This is a genomic window from Lutibaculum baratangense AMV1 (assembly GCF_000496075.1).
Lineage (GTDB): Bacteria > Pseudomonadota > Alphaproteobacteria > Rhizobiales > Tepidamorphaceae > Lutibaculum > Lutibaculum baratangense.
Window position 1 is genome coordinate 1 of sequence record NZ_AWXZ01000025.1, and the last position, 15,385, is coordinate 15,385.

21 protein-coding genes are annotated in these 15,385 nt (G+C 65.7%); 11 read left to right on the plus strand and 10 right to left on the minus strand.

Annotated features, from left to right (window positions below; genetic code table 11):
* The 5 genes from N177_RS09300 to N177_RS09320 form a co-directional block, all read right to left on the minus strand.
* Positions 1–1,235, minus strand: a 1,235-nt coding sequence (locus N177_RS09300; protein WP_152527884.1) for a DUF927 domain-containing protein, incomplete at its 3' end; no start/stop codon positions are given.
* Positions 1,232–1,522 (minus strand): hypothetical protein, encoded by a 291-nt coding sequence (locus tag N177_RS09305; protein ID WP_023432056.1) that lies wholly within the window; start codon positions 1,520–1,522, stop codon positions 1,232–1,234. The genes N177_RS09305 and N177_RS09300, both read right to left, overlap by 4 nt.
* Before the next feature lie 9 nt (positions 1,523–1,531).
* Positions 1,532–1,810 carry a hypothetical protein gene (locus tag N177_RS09310; RefSeq protein ID WP_023432057.1) on the minus strand — a complete coding sequence of 93 codons (279 nt, stop codon included), beginning with the start codon at positions 1,808–1,810 and terminating at the stop codon, positions 1,532–1,534.
* A gap of 58 nt (positions 1,811–1,868) precedes the next feature.
* Positions 1,869–2,840, minus strand: a complete 972-nt coding sequence (locus N177_RS09315; protein ID WP_040485510.1) for a hypothetical protein — start codon at positions 2,838–2,840, stop codon at positions 1,869–1,871.
* Between the two features lie 217 nt (positions 2,841–3,057).
* Complete coding sequence (locus N177_RS09320) at positions 3,058–3,447, minus strand: hypothetical protein (RefSeq protein ID WP_040485511.1); 390 nt, start codon at positions 3,445–3,447, stop codon at positions 3,058–3,060.
* A gap of 119 nt (positions 3,448–3,566) precedes the next feature.
* Between N177_RS09320 and N177_RS21020 the strand changes: the two genes are divergently transcribed.
* Positions 3,567–3,800, plus strand: a complete 234-nt coding sequence (locus N177_RS21020) for a helix-turn-helix domain-containing protein (protein ID WP_023432060.1) — start codon at positions 3,567–3,569, stop codon at positions 3,798–3,800.
* On the opposite strand, the gene N177_RS09330 is transcribed toward N177_RS21020, so the two are convergent.
* From N177_RS09330 to N177_RS09340, 3 genes are all read right to left on the minus strand, one after another.
* Positions 3,783–4,148 (minus strand): hypothetical protein, encoded by a 366-nt coding sequence (locus N177_RS09330; RefSeq protein ID WP_040485512.1) that lies wholly within the window; start codon positions 4,146–4,148, stop codon positions 3,783–3,785. The genes N177_RS21020 and N177_RS09330 overlap by 18 nt on opposite strands.
* Positions 4,145–4,678 carry a Panacea domain-containing protein gene (locus tag N177_RS09335; RefSeq protein ID WP_023432062.1) on the minus strand — a complete coding sequence of 178 codons (534 nt, stop codon included), beginning with the start codon at positions 4,676–4,678 and terminating at the stop codon, positions 4,145–4,147. Before N177_RS09335 ends, N177_RS09330 begins: the two co-directional genes overlap by 4 nt.
* Positions 4,679–4,892: 214 nt before the next feature.
* A complete protein-coding gene (locus N177_RS09340; RefSeq protein ID WP_023432063.1) occupies positions 4,893–6,170 on the minus strand; it encodes a tyrosine-type recombinase/integrase in 1,278 nt (425 codons plus the stop codon).
* Between the two features lie 124 nt (positions 6,171–6,294).
* Here N177_RS09340 and N177_RS21025 point away from each other — a divergent pair, with 124 nt between their 5' ends.
* Positions 6,295–6,588, plus strand: a complete 294-nt coding sequence (locus N177_RS21025) for a hypothetical protein (RefSeq protein WP_152527885.1) — start codon at positions 6,295–6,297, stop codon at positions 6,586–6,588.
* On the opposite strand, the gene N177_RS09355 is transcribed toward N177_RS21025, so the two are convergent.
* Positions 6,572–7,264, minus strand: coding sequence for a phosphatase PAP2 family protein (locus tag N177_RS09355; RefSeq protein ID WP_023432065.1), 693 nt, complete (start codon positions 7,262–7,264; stop codon positions 6,572–6,574). The genes N177_RS21025 and N177_RS09355 overlap by 17 nt on opposite strands.
* A gap of 222 nt (positions 7,265–7,486) precedes the next feature.
* On the opposite strand from N177_RS09355, the gene N177_RS09360 reads away from it, so the two are divergent.
* A complete protein-coding gene (locus tag N177_RS09360) occupies positions 7,487–8,164 on the plus strand; it encodes a response regulator transcription factor (RefSeq protein WP_040485514.1) in 678 nt (225 codons plus the stop codon).
* A complete protein-coding gene (locus tag N177_RS09365) occupies positions 8,161–9,570 on the plus strand; it encodes a sensor histidine kinase (protein WP_023432067.1) in 1,410 nt (469 codons plus the stop codon). Before N177_RS09360 ends, N177_RS09365 begins: the two co-directional genes overlap by 4 nt.
* Positions 9,571–9,678: 108 nt before the next feature.
* On the opposite strand, the gene N177_RS09370 is transcribed toward N177_RS09365, so the two are convergent.
* Positions 9,679–10,557, minus strand: coding sequence for a helix-turn-helix transcriptional regulator (locus tag N177_RS09370; protein ID WP_023432068.1), 879 nt, complete (start codon positions 10,555–10,557; stop codon positions 9,679–9,681).
* A 90-nt stretch (positions 10,558–10,647) separates the two neighbouring features.
* Here N177_RS09370 and N177_RS09375 point away from each other — a divergent pair, with 90 nt between their 5' ends.
* From N177_RS09375 to N177_RS09405, 7 genes are all read left to right on the plus strand, one after another.
* Positions 10,648–11,349, plus strand: coding sequence for an ABC transporter permease (locus N177_RS09375; protein ID WP_023432069.1), 702 nt, complete (start codon positions 10,648–10,650; stop codon positions 11,347–11,349).
* Complete coding sequence (locus tag N177_RS09380) at positions 11,349–12,077, plus strand: ABC transporter ATP-binding protein (RefSeq protein ID WP_023432070.1); 729 nt, start codon at positions 11,349–11,351, stop codon at positions 12,075–12,077. Before N177_RS09375 ends, N177_RS09380 begins: the two co-directional genes overlap by 1 nt.
* Positions 12,078–12,153: 76 nt before the next feature.
* Positions 12,154–12,939, plus strand: a complete 786-nt coding sequence (locus N177_RS09385; RefSeq protein WP_244444262.1) for an ABC transporter substrate-binding protein — start codon at positions 12,154–12,156, stop codon at positions 12,937–12,939.
* The gene (locus N177_RS09390; RefSeq protein WP_023432072.1) at positions 12,936–13,727 is read left to right on the plus strand and encodes a molybdate ABC transporter substrate-binding protein; all 792 of its coding nucleotides are present in this window, start codon (positions 12,936–12,938) and stop codon (positions 13,725–13,727) included. The genes N177_RS09385 and N177_RS09390 overlap by 4 nt, the downstream gene beginning before the upstream one ends.
* A gap of 19 nt (positions 13,728–13,746) precedes the next feature.
* A complete protein-coding gene (locus N177_RS09395; protein ID WP_023432073.1) occupies positions 13,747–13,953 on the plus strand; it encodes a TOBE domain-containing protein in 207 nt (68 codons plus the stop codon).
* A 10-nt stretch (positions 13,954–13,963) separates the two neighbouring features.
* Complete coding sequence (locus tag N177_RS09400) at positions 13,964–15,001, plus strand: iron ABC transporter substrate-binding protein (RefSeq protein WP_023432074.1); 1,038 nt, start codon at positions 13,964–13,966, stop codon at positions 14,999–15,001.
* Positions 15,002–15,071: 70 nt separating this feature from the next.
* On the plus strand, positions 15,072–15,385 hold a 314-nt coding region (locus N177_RS09405), incomplete at its 3' end, for an iron chelate uptake ABC transporter family permease subunit (protein ID WP_244444261.1).

Here is a 15,385-nt window from a genome sequence, read left to right on the forward strand (position 1 = left end):
TTGTCTCCGAAGGTCTGCCGGGGAAGGACAAAGGCGCGTCCGCCCCAGCCGAGGCGATTGACGCAACGTGCCTTCGTGTCTGGCCGGGCGGTGGAAATGTATTCGTGCAAGGCGTCACGGGCGAACCGGCCCGGTGCCATGATCATGCCGAGGGAAAGCAGGTGTTCGCGATATGCCGTGCCGTCACCGGCCAGCATCCGCATGGGCATACTCCATTCCTTTGTGCGGCCATCGCGATCGGTGACGCGCAAGAGGCGGCCCCAGTCTTCGCTTTCGATGCTACGGGTTTCGGCCACCACTTCGAGAAGCGAGCAAAACCACTTCCATTCGATCGTGATGATGCCGGTTTCCTTGTCGGCGCGTTCGATCCGCTTTTCCACGCCATTGGCGACCACGCGGAACGGCCAGCGGGTCAGCTCTTCAGGCTCGCCAGCGGCAACGCGGCGAAGGGTTTCGCGCTCTGCGGCATCGCGATAGATCGGCAGGAAGGCCGGATCGCTCTTCAACTCGGCGACGGCCTCGGCGGTCCAACCCTCTTCGATCGCGTCGGCAATATCCCAGCCTTTCGGGATCACGCCTTCACGAAGCGTTTTCTCACCGTCCATCCATATCCATGCGCCGAGGCGATCGGGCGGAAGGTGCAGGACGGCGGAAGCGCCTGCCGCGCGCGCCAGCTCGCAAACCCTGTCGCCGAATTGCTGCCCGGCTTCGTCATTGTCGGTTGCAATGATCACGGTGCGACCGGCGACGGCGGACCAATCCGCCTTGTGAGGCGATTTCGCGCCATGCGGCGGCGTTGTCGCTGTCATATCGGGGAAGAGGATCGCGGCAGCGTCGGCGGCCTTTTCGCCCTCGGCGACAATGATCGGAGTATCGGTGCGGGTGACGATGCCGGGCAGGCCATAGAGCGGGCGCGGTTCGGGAATGCCCTTCGCGCGCCAGGCGCGGCGGCCTTTGCCGAGGTCGCAATAGGTGATCGGCAGATAATCCTTCGCCGGGTTGCCAGCATCGTCCATATAGTCGAACCGGACGACGTAGCCGATCAACCGGGCTTCAGGATCGTGATAAGGCCACGCCTTCACCGGCTCCCCCAACTTCGGGTGCCGGAACTGCATGGCGGGCGCGTCATCGGGAACGGGAACGATCGGCAGCTTCTCGCCTGCCTTCGGCGCGGGGCTTTCGGCCAGCGCGATTTCGTCCGGCGACAAGGGCGCAAACATCGCGTTCATGGTCATGCGTCCACCCCCAGCATGTCAGCGAGGGCGCGGGCGGCTTCGGCCTGGCCGGTTCCTGCCAGATACGCGGCAAGGCTCACCGGATCACCGCCGCATTCGTCGGTGGCGAAGTCGGCCCATTTGCCGGTATTCATGTTCACCCGGAAGCTTCCGGGGTTGCGATCGGATCGCCGAGGATTGCGCGCCACCCATTCGTGGCCGACGCGGCGACCATCGGGCAGCCACCGCGCCAAGAGCGACGGCAGTGCGGCAATCGCGGCGGCATTGATGCGGGCGAAATCCAGCACGATCCCGTCCTAGCCGTGAGAGGTGTTGCGGACGGGATCGCCCAGCTTGTCGGCGGCCCAGCTATCCAGCTCCACGGTCGGATAGAGCGGGGTGCGGTTCACCTTCTGATAGGCCGGGCCGCCACCGACCGAAGCCCACTTCGCGAGCGTTGCCGGGGCAACCTCGATCCCGTGAACGATCTTCAGATAATCGGCAGCTTCCCACCGGCGAAGGCGGGGCTTGCGAAGGGCGGGCGGAAGGCAAGGCTCCGCCGTTCCCGCCGAAGCGGGTTTCAATTCTTCAGTCATCTTCGGTTCCTTTCAGTCCGTCCCGGTCTTCACCGGCTTTGCTACAGACACCTTTCCGCTACGGCGGCGCGGTGAGCCCAAGGGCAACCCGCTTCATTTGCCGGATCGCCAGCGAGGCGTTTACGTCCAGCTTCGTTTGAAATTGCTCCCACGCGCGGCGGGATTCCGGCTCCTTCTCTTCATCACGCAGAATGGATTTCGCTGTCCGGTCTTCCTGGCGAAGCTCGGCGATCGGCTCGAAGTCGAACGAAATGTTCTCGTGGTCGAAGCGCCTTTCCTGCCGCAGTTCCATCCACTGGAACACGTCAACGGCGTACTGGCGCGGGTCGGGATCGTGGTAGCGAACCCAAACCCAGCGGCCATCCACAATGTAGAAGTGATGATCCACGGCATCGTGCGCGTCGGGCGACGTGTTGTTTAACTCGTAAATGCCGAGGGGATCGATTTCGGGCCGGTAAAGCGGTTCTCCGAAGCTTCGCCAGCCTTCCGGCAAGCCGCCAATCATTTCCTCAACCCAAGTCGGTAGCCACCCGATATTGCCAATACTGACTTTGTTTGGCGCGTCAGTCTTTACCATCGGTCGGCAGCGGCGGTCGAAGACATGACGGGGAACGTTGTCGGTCGGCAGCCAACCTGCATCTGGTTGTTCGATCGCCAGCATCGCAATCCCGCCATAGGGCGCGGGATGCGCTTCGAGGGCGGTAGGGCTGAAGTCGATGGTCTCGGTCGGGAAACTTGCAAGAACGGGAACGGCATTCAAAAGATTTGCAGCGGCCTCGATCGACAAGCCGCCCTTGCGAAGCGCCGCGACAATCGCCACAGCGTTGCGGGCCTGCCGGGAAATGCGGCGGGTGTTCTTGCTGCCGCGCCCGCCGCCCTGAATCTGTCCGCGCATGTAGGGCGTGTCGAGAATCAGCCGAATGTCGCGCTCGGTCTGGCCCGTCCATTCAGCCAGCTCGGCATTGGTAATCCGTCCGGTCCACCATGCCAGAACCTTGCTTTGATCGAACGCTAACTTCCCGGTGTGCATCACGGCCTTCCTATCTCACGAAACGACACTTAGCTGTCATTTGGGTAGAGCGCAAGCCCTAACGACACCTTGCTGTCATTTCCACCGACTTTCGTTTTCCCGGCGTTGCTTCGGCTTTCCAGAATACGGGGCGCGGTATGGGCGTGGATAAAGATCGGCACAAAAAAGCCGTCCCACCGACCGAGCGGGACGGCTCCACAAGCCGGGATCATGAAAGTCATCTGCGATTTTTGGTGGAATCCTCTTCGTCGCCGAGGGATAGCCCGGCGCATATGATTCGAGCTTCGGCGGCTTCCAGCACCGCAAGGAAGGCTTTGAAAAAATCGATGCTTTCTCGGATACCGTTCCCGTAAGGCTCGAAGATGCCTTCACGATCCATGCCCGCGATCATTTCCATAAGTTCGGGCTTGGTCTTGAAGAGCGTCAGCCAGGCCATTCGGACAGATACGAGGTAGGGATTTGCCAGCCGCGCCCACTCCTCATTCGAAGGCGGCTTCCACTCGTCAGGCTCGTGCTGCCACGGCTCGAAATCCATCGCAGCAAAATCTTCGTACGTCATGTCATCGGGCAAGCCTTCGGCGGCTGCCGGAACGGTGCTGTTCGGCATCTTGCTATCTCCTGTTCTGTCGAAAAACGACAGTTACGTTGATAACCGACGATTAGGGATAGATCAAGCTATTTTCGACAGTTCTGGCGTTAGGCGATGGATCATGCTAAAGCCGGGGCATGATTACGTCCGCACAATGCCGCGCCGGTCGCGCTCTTCTCGATTGGTCGCAACAGCAGCTTGCCGATGCCGCGCGCGTCGGCGTTGTCACCGTCCGCCAGTTTGAGGGCGGCGGATCGCAGCCGCGCAACGCCACGCTGGACGTGATCCAGCGCGCGCTTGAAGAGGCAGGCGTGATCTTCGTGGAAGAGAACGGCGAAGGGCCGGGCGTCCGGCTAAAAAAGAGCCGATAGGTTCGCGATTGCCAGGTTCACGAAGCGAGGCGGCAAGGTCTTCGGCGGGTCGTTTTGCAGGAACTCCACCACGCGCCGGGCAAGGTCCGCAGAGATAGCGCCACGATGTTGCGCGGCGTCCAGCTCATGTTGCGCGAAGGTCGTCACGCGGGAACAATCAAGAAAGCAGTCGTGCGAAAGCGCGCCATGATCGGCGGCGACAAGCTGAAGCTGCCCGATGCCGTGGCGCTGGGGATTCGTGTTGATCCAGAAGAAGAGGTTTTCAGCCGCGCAAATGCAAAGGGTGATCTTGTCTTTCGGCGGACGGGCAAGCGTCGTGTAGATGACGTAAACGTGCCCGACAGTCACAGAACACCGTAGCTCGCAAACTCTCGTGCTTCGGCGACGATGACTTCCCGATCGTCGCCTTCAATCATGTGCTCATAGTCCATAGGACCATTGGCAGGCGCTTCGAGCCAAGCGCGCTCTTGATGCGTCAATCCCGACAACGCGCCGAAGCCACGGCCACGGCAAAACGCAATCGCTTCGTCCAGGCATTCCAGATCGCTCGGCGACAGCGCATCCAAGTCCGGGGCGCGCTGGGCAGCCACACGCGGATAGGGGTCACGCTCGATCAAAAGCGCAGCCATGATCGCATCGGGGTCGCCAGCCTGGTCGAGCCTGCCTTTGATGAAATCGTAGAGCGTCGAAGGCACTGGGCCGTTAGGCATGGCAATGAAGGTGTCGCCGACAATCGGGCGCGAATAGCGATTCAGATGCTGTTTTTCGGCAAAGAAAAGCACCTTGGCCGCGAAGAACGCGGTCAAGCCGGGCCACTTCGACGCGACATAGGTCAGCGCCTCTACACCCTTCTTTTCGTCAAACTGAAATCGCAGCATACTTGCCTTCATGCGTGAGGCTATCTCACAAAACCCTTGACTTGTCACTTCTTATATGGCGGGCGGCACCCTTTGGTTCAATCCATGTGGCCGTTTTGTAGCACCTGTAGCACCTGCCGATTTTCCCGGTGCTACAGGATTTCCCCTTTAGTTTCCACGCTGTAGCACCTGTAGCACCTGTAGCACCACGAAAAACCGTGTCCGCGCGACGGTTTCAGGCTCTGCGCTTGCGGCTCGGCAGTTGCACCACCTTGCCTTCGGCTCCCGTCATCATCCCGTGGATCGTCCGCGCCACCTTGTCGGCAGCGGCGATCAACACGCTGTCGAGGTGATGCACATAGCGCGAAGTCACCGATCCCGCCGCATGGCCCAGCATCGCCGCGATCGTGCTTTCGGTGAAGCCAAGATCACCGGCCACGCTGGCGTAGGAATGCCGAAGGGTGTGCGGGGTGATGCCTTCCAACTCGGCGCGCTTCACGATCCGACGCCACGCGCCCGGCATCCCGCCGAACGCGCCTTCACCGCGAAGGGCCGTCAGCACGAAAGGGTTATCCTTTTCCCGCTCTATCGTCGCCAGCACATCGAACACTGGCCTTCCGATCGGGCGGACGGATGCGCCTTCCTTCGAATCTTCGAGGCGGAAGCACCCGCCATCGTCATCGACTTCAGCCCATTTCAGATTTTCGACTTCGCCGAGGCGGCAGCCGGTGAGGGCAAGCAACCAAGCGCCCTTGATCCCTTGTGCGGTTTCCGCGTCGGCCTCGGCGGCGACCAGCGCCTTGCCCAGCGCCTTGTATTCGTCGGCGGTCAAGCGCCGCTGGCGTCGATTATCGGCGGGTCGCTTCACGCCAGTTGCGGGATTGAACGGGATCACGCCTTCCGACACGGCGAAGGATAGGATGCCGCCGAGAAGCCCAGCGGTGCGGGCTGCCGTGCCGGTGCCACCTTCCACAATCGCCTTGCCGCGCTTGCGGTCGGTCTTCTCCACCACCGCCGTCTTGCCGCTGGCAACATCGCGAATGAACCGGGCAACGTCCGCCTGGGTCATGTCGCGCACAAGCTTGTTGCCCAGCAGCGGGCGGATATGGCGATCGATCCTGCCCCGATCGGTGTAGAGCGTGGAAGCCTTCTTTGCCTTCCCGCCCTTGCCCATGATCAAGCCGCGCTCGGCAGCCTGAAGGTAATTGTCGCAGAGCTGCGACACGGTGAGCGACTTCCGGCGCGTCACCCGATCCTCTTGCGGGTCTTCGCCGCGCGCCACGTCGCCGAGGATGCCTTTGGCTTCCTTCCTGGCTTCTTCCACCGTCAACGGGCCGTACGTTCCGACCTTCACGCGCCGGGTGCGGACGCCAGCGCGGTATTGCGCGACATAGACCTTCCGGCCAGTCGGCCACACCCGCACACCGAAGCCGGGAAGCTCATCGTCCCATTCGAAATAGTCGCTCGATTTCGGTTCAAGGCCGTCGATCAGCCTCTTTGTGAGCTTCGCCAAAATCGGCCTCCAAAACGCTACAGGAAGCATATAGGAAGCAGCAGGAAGCAAATGCGGGTAATTTCGCGCGCAACCTCTGCCTTTCCCTATGCCCGGAAATTGCGAGGATCATAATAGCCTAGCGATGCCCGGTAAACAGCAGGAAGCACCAGAAAAGCGCCACAACGCGCCCTCCGAAGGCAGAGGTCACAAGTTCGAATCTTGTCGGGTGCGCCAATTTCCGCTGAAGGTCGAGTGCGTCCGTCGCCGCGTGATCGCCATGCGGGAGGAGGCTCTCCGTGATCTCTTCGCTGACATCCAAGGCTTCTTCGATTCCCGCCGCCTTTATCCCGCGACAGGCTGGATTTCTCCCGCCGATATTGAGAAGCGGCGGGCGCGGCCCGTCTGCTTTCCGGGGCAGATCACGCGTCTGGAATAAGCCGATGAAGAACTGCGAAGACGAGCCCGCAAATCAGCCAGGCGAGAACGACATCCGAAAGGAAATGTCCGCCGAAGGCCATCCGGTTCAGCGATAGCGACCCTGCGTAGAGGAGAGTCGCCGCTGTTGCAGCGGGCCTCACCGGCTTGGGCGCAGCGAGGGCGGCAGCGACGAGCCAGGCTGACGAGGACGCCTCTCCGCTGACGAACGAACAGTTTCGATCGCACCCGTCGCTGATGACCCAGACCATCCGGTGGACCGCGTCCCCTCCGAAGACGTCGACCTGGACAGGTCGGGGCCGGCCCCAGTGCACTTTCAAGAGTCCGTTCACGATCAGGCCCGGACCAAGAGCCAGCCCAGACAGAAGCCAAATCGGCTTCCGCGCTCGAGACCAGGTCAGGGCTCCCCCGGCGGCATCCCACCGGAGGCGGACCAAGATGGCCAGAACGACCCCGGCCACGACCCAGGGAGAGCTGTTCCGGAGCCATTGCAGGTTTGGGTCGCGGGACAGGGCGAAGCCGTCTTCGGGCTCGAAGAACCAGCGGCTGACAGCCAGATCGACTTCCGGAAAGAGCCAGAAGAACCCGCTGGTTGCCAGAATGCCAGCCAGGAACGCGACGATCAGGCGGTCCGATTTCGCGCCGGATGAAACGGGGTCGGAGAGGGCTGCGCTCATAGCCCCGGCGCATGCGCCGGCCGGCTTGCAGAAACCTTGCGGATTCGGGCACTACAGACTGCTCAACGGGGCCGCTGGAGTTGAGCAGCACGTGCTGGTCGTCCCGACTTGCGCGCGGCGACCGCTCGCCGCCATACCTTGCGCCGGGATCAGCTTTCGACAGCCCGGCAGCGAAGCGAGAGCTTCACGCTGATCGGCGGCGTAAGGTTCTGAAGGGTCGTGATGCGAATTCTGGTCGTCGAGAACGATCGCCTGCTGTCCGAGGCCCTGGCTCGACGGCTTGCCGAGGCCGGTCATGCGGTCGATGTCTTCGCGACCGTCGCGGACGCCGAGGCGGCGTGGAGATTGGCGGCATACGACCTCTGCATCGTGGACATCATGCTCGACGATGGCGATGGGCGGGCGCTCGTCAGGTCCGTCCGTGCCGCCGGCCTGCGGACGCCGACCTTGATGCTCACCGCGCGGGACGAGATCGGGGACCGGGTGACCGGATTGGATGCGGGGGCTGACGACTATCTCGTCAAGCCGTTTGCGACCGAAGAGCTCCTGGCACGAATGAGGGCGCTGCGACGCCGCTCCCCGGGGATCACGGCGACCGAGATGCGTCTGGGAAATCTCCTCTACGATCCGCATGGCACGCGACTGACAGTGGCTGACCGGGAGGTGAGGCTGACCGCTCAGGAACATGCAGCGCTCGACAAGCTGATCCGCGCGGGTGACCGCGTGACACCGAAGCGGATGCTGGGCGAGCATGTCTACGCGCTCCACCAGGACTGGTCGGACAACGCGGTCGAGACGCTGGTCCATCGGCTTCGCAGGAAACTCTCGGACGCGGGAGCGACGGTCGAGCTCAAGGCGCTGCGAGGTCTGGGCTACATCCTGTACGAGACCCGGTCATGAGACGGGCCTATCGCCTCGATGCGAGGCTCGCGGTCGTCGTGACGGCGATATCCGCGCTGACCCTCGTCGGTGCCGGCACGATCCTCTCCCTGGAGTTCACGGGCGACCAGTTCGCGATGGAAGAACGCGGGCTGTCCACGCAAGTCGAGGAATGGGTGGGAGCGCTTCGACGCACCCCTGGCGGCACAGTCGTGTTCGACCGCCCGGCCGAGACATGGTCAGATATCGACCCGCCCTATACCGGCCTGCTGTCAGGCCCCCGGCCGATCTACGGCTACACCGTCACGGATGCGACGGGGAGGGTGCTGGATCGCTCCGATGCCAACGCTCCGGCCGGGCACCCTGGACCAGCGGACCCCGAACCCGTCCTTCTGAGCGGACCGTCGCTCGACGGCGCCGGGCCGCTCCTGATCGCCGAGCTTTACGTGCCGGAGCTCGACGTATGGCTGCGGCTGGCACGATCCCGTTCGGATGTCGCCGCTCTGACCAACACCTTCTTTGCCCAGTCCCTCGAAGAACTGGGCTGGGCGGCGCTGGCGATGCTCGTCGTCATGGTGATGACCGCGGTGGGCATCGTTCGCTTCAGCCTGGCGGGGCTCCGGCGCGTGGCCGCGCAGGCCGAACGGATCACCTTCGACAATCTGGGGCATCAGCGGCTTGACGGCTCACCGGCACCTGCCGAGGTGCAGCCGCTGATCGTCGCCGTCAACCAAGCCCTGGACAGCATAAGGGCGGGTGCCGTTGCCCAACGCGACTTCTCCATCCACGCCGCCCATGAGCTCAGGACGCCGCTCGCCGACCTCAAGCTGCGGCTGGAAGGCCTCGCATCCGATCCGGACCGGGATGCGGCCATGCAGGACATCGACGCCATGGCCCGGCTGATCGAGCAGCTGCTGCAAGTCGCCAGGCTGGATGGCGGCACGGCCTTCTCCCTGCAATCGCTCCACCTCGGCGAGACAGTCGCCGAAGTCCTGCAGGAGGCGGCCCCGCGGCTGGTGTCCGCCGGATGGTCGATCGAGGCCGACGGCCTGGACGCACCTGTCCAGGTCATCGGCGACCCGACACTGATCGGGCTAATCCTGCGGAATCTCTTGGACAACGTCCGCAGACACACGCCAACCGGCAGCAACGTGAAGATCTCCATCTCCAGCGAGGGAACGCTTCTGTTCGCCGATACCGGCCCGGGCTTGCCACCGGACTTCCCCAGCTTCAGATTTGCACGCTTCGTCCGGGGCGATGACGATGCCCGTTCCGGAAGCGGACTGGGACTTTCGATATGTGAGACCGCCATGCGGCGCATGAAAGGAACGTTCAGCGCAGAACCCACAGTCAGCGGCGCAGCGTTTCGAATGACCTTCAGTCTGGACCAGAGAACCCAACATGACGAGCTGAAGGCGCCTTCATGATCCGGACGTGCGTTCAGGCTCCGCACGGTTCGCGGTGACGAGGTGGCGTGGAGGCGGGGGCGCCGCCAATCCTCCCGGCGGCTATGAAGGCCCGCCGGCGCTCGCGCGCTACCCGTTGAGGACCACTTCCCCGAGGCGGCCGGTGTCGTAGCCGGGATGGCCTTCGGCACGCCGGCGGAAGGCCTCCGTGCGGGCGAACCACATGAGCTTCTGCAGCGGCGGCTCGAAAAAGTCCCTGCGGCGCATGACGAGATCAAACTGCTCCGCGATGCCGAGCGGCACGAAGTCGACGCCGTGCCGCGGCACGGCCGCCGCCACGCCGAGACCGCAATCGGCCTCGCCATCCGTGATCATCGCGGCGAGGTCGCCCTCCGTCAGGGCCTCCCGCGCGGATCCGACGAGCTCGCCCTCGTCCCGCCCCGACTCGCGCACGAGGGAATCGAAGAGGATCCGGCTGCCCGCGCCCTCGGGCCGCAGGGCGAGGCGCGGCCTCTTCCCGAAGATGTCCTCGAGGCTGCGCAAGCCGAGCGGGTTGCCCGGGGCGACCAGCAGGCCCTGCTGACGCTCGGCCCACCGGATCACGACGACGTCCGGCCAGGGCAGTTCGCGGCGGACGGTCGCTGTATTATAGGCGGCACCGTCCCCCTCCCGTATGTGCACGCCGGCGACCACGGCCTCGCCGTTGCCGAGGCGGGTGAGCCCGTCGCGGCTGCCGCCCGTCAGCGTCGCCAGGCCGCTCCCCGATTCCCGCAGCGCCCACTCGAGAAGCGGATCGCTCGAGCCCGCGTAGATCGGGGGCGGCGACCCGGGCTGACCGGCCGGCAACTCGGTCAGGCCCTCGACCCACCGGTCGATCTGCCTGCGGGAGAACAGGAGCTTGCCCGTGGCCCGCGTGCAGGGGATCTGCCGCTTGCCCGCCATGTCGTAGACGGTCCTCTCCTTGATCCGGAGATAGGCGGCGACCTCGGCGGTGGTCATCAGGTCCATCCGCAGATTCCTGTGTTACGCTGCAAAGTTTACATCCTTGCCCTCTTTTGCCGAGATGTCCATGATTGCGTGAAATCTCAGGAGATTTTCGTGGACGGCCAGGGCGCGTTCGTCACCGCCATCAACCTCATCGTGAGCGGCGATGCCGCCCTCGCGGAGATCGTCGGCCTGTCGCTGCGCGTCACGCTCAGCGCGGTCTTCCTGTCTTGCCTCGTCGGCCTGCCGGCGGGAGCGGCCCTCGCGCTCGCGCGGTTCCCGGGCCGCGGCGGCGTGATCGTCGTCTTCAACTCGCTGATGGGGCTGCCGCCGGTCGTGGCCGGGCTCGTCGTCTACCTCACGCTGTCACGCTCCGGGCCGCTCGGTCCCCTCGCGCTCCTGTTCACGCCCACCGCGATGATCATCGCGCAGACCGTCCTGATCACCCCGATCATCGTGTCGCTGACGCGCTCCGTGATCGAAGACCTCTGGCGCGAATACGAGGACCAGCTCCGCTCGCTCGGCTCCTCTGCGCTGCGGGCCGTGCCGACGCTTCTGTGGGACGGCCGCTTCAGTCTCGTCACGGTGGTCCTCGCGGGCCTCGGCCGGGCCATGGCGGAGGTCGGCGCCGTGCTGATCGTCGGCGGCAACATCGCCGGGCACACCCGGACGATGACCACCGCCATCGCGCTCGAGACCGCGCGCGGCGACCTCGCGCTGGCGCTCGGCCTCGGGATCATCCTCCTGTCGCTGACCCTCCTCCTCAACGCCGGAGCGTTCGTCTCCGGCCGGGTCGCGCAACGGACGGCGGGCTGATGATGCACGGCACCTTCTCGATCCTGCCGCTGCGCGTGTCCGGGCTCCGCTTCGGCGTCCGCGGCACCGAGCTCATCAAGGGGATCTCCTTCGAGCTCCGCGCCGGCGTCCGGACGCTCATCATCGGGCCGAACGGCGCCGGAAAGTCGCTGACGCTCCGACTGTCCCACGGCCTCATCAAGCCGACGGCCGGCGAGGTCGCGTGGGCGGGTGGAACGACCGACCGGAGGCGCAAGCGCCACGCGATGGTGTTCCAGCGCCCGGTGATGCTGCGGCGGAGCGCGCGGGCGAACCTCGTTCATGCGCTGAGCCTCGGGGGGCTCGACCGGAGCGAGCGCGGCCGGCGCGCGGACGAGGCGCTCGAGCGCTTCGGGCTCGGCCACCTCGCGGACCGGCCTGCCCGCCTCCTGTCGGGCGGCGAGCAGCAGCGCCTGGCCATCGCCCGCGCGTGGTCGCTCAGGCCGCAGGTGCTCTTTCTCGACGAGCCGACCTCCGCGCTCGACCCCGCGTCGACGAAGGCGATCGAGGAGATGATCGAGGCGATCCACGCAGACGGCGTGAAGATCGTGATGACGACCCACAACATGGGCCAGGCGCGGCGCCTCGGCGACGAGGTCCTGTTCCTGCACAACGGCCGGCTTCTCGAGCACACGCCGGCCGACGAGTTCTTCGCGAAGCCGCGAACCGAAGAGGCGGACGCCTTCCTGAAGGGCGAGCTGCTCCACTGACCAAAGACCGACGACAGGGAGAAGACGAATGGCGTTTCTGAAGCACATCATCGGGGCGGGCACGGCGCTCTCGCTCATGGCCGCGGCCGCACTGCAGCCCGCCGTGGCGCAGGACGAGTTCATCACCGTTGCCTCGACGACCTCGACGGAGCAGTCCGGCCTCTTCGACCACATCCTCCCGATCTTCGAGGAGAAGACCGGCATCGAGGTCAGGGTGATTGCGCAGGGGACCGGCCAGGCCCTCGAGACCGGGCGGCGCGGCGACGCCGACGTTCTCTTCGTCCACGCCAAGGCCGCCGAGGAGGAGTTCGTGGCCGAGGGGCACGGCGTCGAGCGCGAGCCCGTCATGTACAACGACTTCGTGTTCGTCGGCCCCGGCGACGATCCGGCCGGAATCAAGGGCGGGAGCGACGCGGTGGCAGCTCTTCAGGCAATCGCCGAGGCGGAGGCTCCGTTCGCCTCGCGCGGCGACGACTCCGGCACGCACAAGGCCGAGCTCAATCTCTGGGAGGCGGCCGGAATCGAGCCGTCGGGCGACTGGTACCGCGAGCTCGGCCAGGGCATGGGGCCGACGCTGAACACGGCCGCCCAGATGCCCGCCTACACGATGAGCGACCGGGCGACCTGGATCAGCTTCCAGAACCGCGGGCCGCTCGAGATCGTGGTCGAAGGCGACGACCGGCTCTTCAACCAGTACGGCGTCATCCTCGTGAACCCCGAGCGCCACGAGCACGTGAAGGCGGAGGCCGGCCAGCAGTTCATCGACTGGCTCGTCTCCGGGGAAGGCCAGCAGGCGATCGGCAGCTACGAGATCGACGGCCAGCAGCTCTTCTTCCCGAACGCGCAGGACGAAGGCGCGTGAGGACGATCGCGATCCTCACCGCTCTGGTGATGGCCGGCACCGGCGTTGCGCAGGCGGACACGGTCAGGCTCCTGGCCGCGGGGAGCCTGCGCCTCGCACTCACCGAGGTCGCCGAGGCGTTCGAGGCCTCGGGCGGGGCTCCGGTCGAGGCGGAGTTCGCCGCGTCCGGTCTCCTGCGCGACCGCATCTTGGGCGGAGAGCCGGTCGACGTTTTCGCGTCGGCCAATCTGGAGCACCCGCAGGCGATCGCGGCCGAGCGCGGCGGCGACGTCGTTCCTTTCGCCCGGAACACGCTCTGCGCGCTGACACGCGAGGGCCTCGACGTCTCCGGCGACACCTTCGTGGACGTCCTCCTGCGGGAGGACGTCCGGGTCGGCACCTCGACGCCGAAGGCCGATCCGTCGGGCGACTACGCGTTCGAGCTCTTCGAGAAGGCGGAGGCGGTCCGGCCGGGTGCCGCGGAAGCGCTGAAGGCGAAGGCCCTGCAACTGACGGGCGGGCCGGATTCGCCGAAGCCGGACACGCCGCGCTCCGTCTATGGCTGGGTGATGGAGGAAGGGAAGGCCGACATCTTCCTGACCTACTGCACGAACGCGGTCGTCGCCGCGCGCGAAGTGGCGGGGCTCGAGGTCGTCGAGATCCCCGACGAGCTCAATGTCGGGGCGGATTACGGGCTGATCGTGCTCAGCGATTTGCCGGCCGCCGGGAACCTGGCGGACTTCATCGTGTCTTCTCATGGGCAGGCCATCCTGGCCCAGCACGGGTTCGGCCCGCCGAGACAACCATGAGACACGGGAGATACGTGAGATGAAACTGAGCGCCCGCAACGTGCTGCAAGGCCGGGTCGTCGAGGTTCACAAGGGGCAGACGACGGCGCATGTCCGCCTCGAGATCGGACCCGGCGTCATCGTCACCGCCTCGATCACGAACGAGGCCGTCGACGATCTCGCCCTGAAAGAGGGCGACACGGCCAGCGCCGTCGTCAAGGCGACCGACGTGATGATCGGAAAGTAAGGAGCAGGCCGTGCGGCCGGTCGGACACCGCCTCCCTCTCTCCATCCTCCTGGGTGCGGTTCTGGCCAGCACGGCGTTTGCCGCGGCGGCCGGCGAGGTCACGGACTCCGCCGGCCGCCCCGTCTCGGTGCCGGAGCCGGTCGAGCGGGTCTTCGCCGCCGGGCCGCCGGCCGCGATCGTCCTCTTCACGCTGGCGCCCGACAAGCTCCTCGGCTGGACCCGGGCGCCCTCCCCCGAAGAGGCGGCGTACCTGCCGGACGCCTATCGCGACCTGCCGGCGCACGGACGGCTGACCGGGCGCGGCAACACCGCCAACCTCGAGGTGGTCCTGACCTTGCGGCCGGATCTGGTGGTCGATCTCGGCTCCGTGGGCCCCACCTACGCGGATCTCGCCGACCGCGTGACGGCGCAGACCGGCGTGCCGTCGATGCTTCTAGGGGGGCGTCTCGACGAATTGCCCGCGGCCTACCGGCTGCTCGGCGAGGTCCTCGGCGTGCCCGAGCGGGCGGACCGGCTCGCGTCTTATGTCGAGACGACGCTCGCGGACGTCCGGGAGAAGGTCGCGGAGATTCCCGAGGAGGAAGGTCCCCGCGTCTACTATGCGCGGGGACCGGAAGGTCTCGACACGGCGCTCTCCGGCTCGATCAACTTCGAGGCGATGGACTTCGTCGGCGCCCGCAACGTCGCGGGGCCGCAGGGAGAGCGCCGCGGCACGGCGAGCGTGTCGCTCGAGCAGGTGATCCTTTGGGACCCCGAGATCATCCTGACGGTCGAGCCCGGCTTCGCCCGCCAGGTCGCGATCAACCCGAGATGGGCGACGATCGACGCAGTCGAGAGCGGCCGGATCTTCGTCGCGCCCCAGTACCCCTTCCCGTGGATCGATTTCCCGCCGTCGGTGAACCGCGTGCTGGGCGTCCGATGGCTCGCCGCCGTCCTGTACCCCGACCTCTTCCCGCAGCCGCTGGAGGAGGTGACGCGGGAGTTCTACGAGCTCTTCTACATGAAGGAGTTGACGGAGGAGGAACTGGCCCGTCTCCTCAACCCCTGACATGGCCTCGGGATCGCACACAATCGGCGAACGGCAAGGGACGCGCGCCCGCCGGCGCGGCGCGAAAGGCGTGTGGCTCGGCCTCCTCGCCCTCGCGGCGGCGTGCCTCCTCGCCTTCTCCCTGGGCGCGTATCCCGTGACCGCAGGCGATCTCGCGAGCTGGGTCTGGTCGCGCATCGCCGGAGTTCCCTCGGGACTCGACCGCTCGGCCGAGCTCGTCATCACAGAGATCAGGGGGCCGCGGGTCCTCGTCGCGATCGTCGTCGGCGGGGCGCTCGCGACGGCCGGGGCGGCGTATCAGGGGCTCTTCCGCAATCCCCTCGTCTCGCCCGACATCCTCGGCGTCTCCTCCGGCGCGGCCCTCGGCGCGGTGACCGGCATCTT

Bases quoted from the DNA above. Each gene is read 5' to 3' on its own strand.
- N177_RS09310 (WP_023432057.1), bottom strand. From the start codon at position 1,810: ATGACTGAAGAATTGAAACCCGCTTCGGCGGGAACGGCGGAGCCTTGC.
- N177_RS09315 (WP_040485510.1), bottom strand. From the start codon at position 2,840: ATGCACACCGGGAAGTTAGCGTTCGATCAAAGCAAGGTTCTGGCATGG.
- N177_RS09320 (WP_040485511.1), bottom strand. From the start codon at position 3,447: ATGCCGAACAGCACCGTTCCGGCAGCCGCCGAAGGCTTGCCCGATGAC.
- N177_RS21020 (WP_023432060.1), top strand. From the start codon at position 3,567: ATGATTACGTCCGCACAATGCCGCGCCGGTCGCGCTCTTCTCGATTGG.
- N177_RS09335 (WP_023432062.1), bottom strand. From the start codon at position 4,678: ATGCTGCGATTTCAGTTTGACGAAAAGAAGGGTGTAGAGGCGCTGACC.
- N177_RS21025 (WP_152527885.1), top strand. From the start codon at position 6,295: ATGCCCGGTAAACAGCAGGAAGCACCAGAAAAGCGCCACAACGCGCCC.
- N177_RS09355 (WP_023432065.1), bottom strand. From the start codon at position 7,264: ATGAGCGCAGCCCTCTCCGACCCCGTTTCATCCGGCGCGAAATCGGAC.
- N177_RS09360 (WP_040485514.1), top strand. From the start codon at position 7,487: ATGCGAATTCTGGTCGTCGAGAACGATCGCCTGCTGTCCGAGGCCCTG.
- N177_RS09365 (WP_023432067.1), top strand. From the start codon at position 8,161: ATGAGACGGGCCTATCGCCTCGATGCGAGGCTCGCGGTCGTCGTGACG.
- N177_RS09370 (WP_023432068.1), bottom strand. From the start codon at position 10,557: ATGGACCTGATGACCACCGCCGAGGTCGCCGCCTATCTCCGGATCAAG.
- N177_RS09380 (WP_023432070.1), top strand. From the start codon at position 11,349: ATGATGCACGGCACCTTCTCGATCCTGCCGCTGCGCGTGTCCGGGCTC.
- N177_RS09385 (WP_244444262.1), top strand. From the start codon at position 12,154: ATGGCCGCGGCCGCACTGCAGCCCGCCGTGGCGCAGGACGAGTTCATC.
- N177_RS09395 (WP_023432073.1), top strand. From the start codon at position 13,747: ATGAAACTGAGCGCCCGCAACGTGCTGCAAGGCCGGGTCGTCGAGGTT.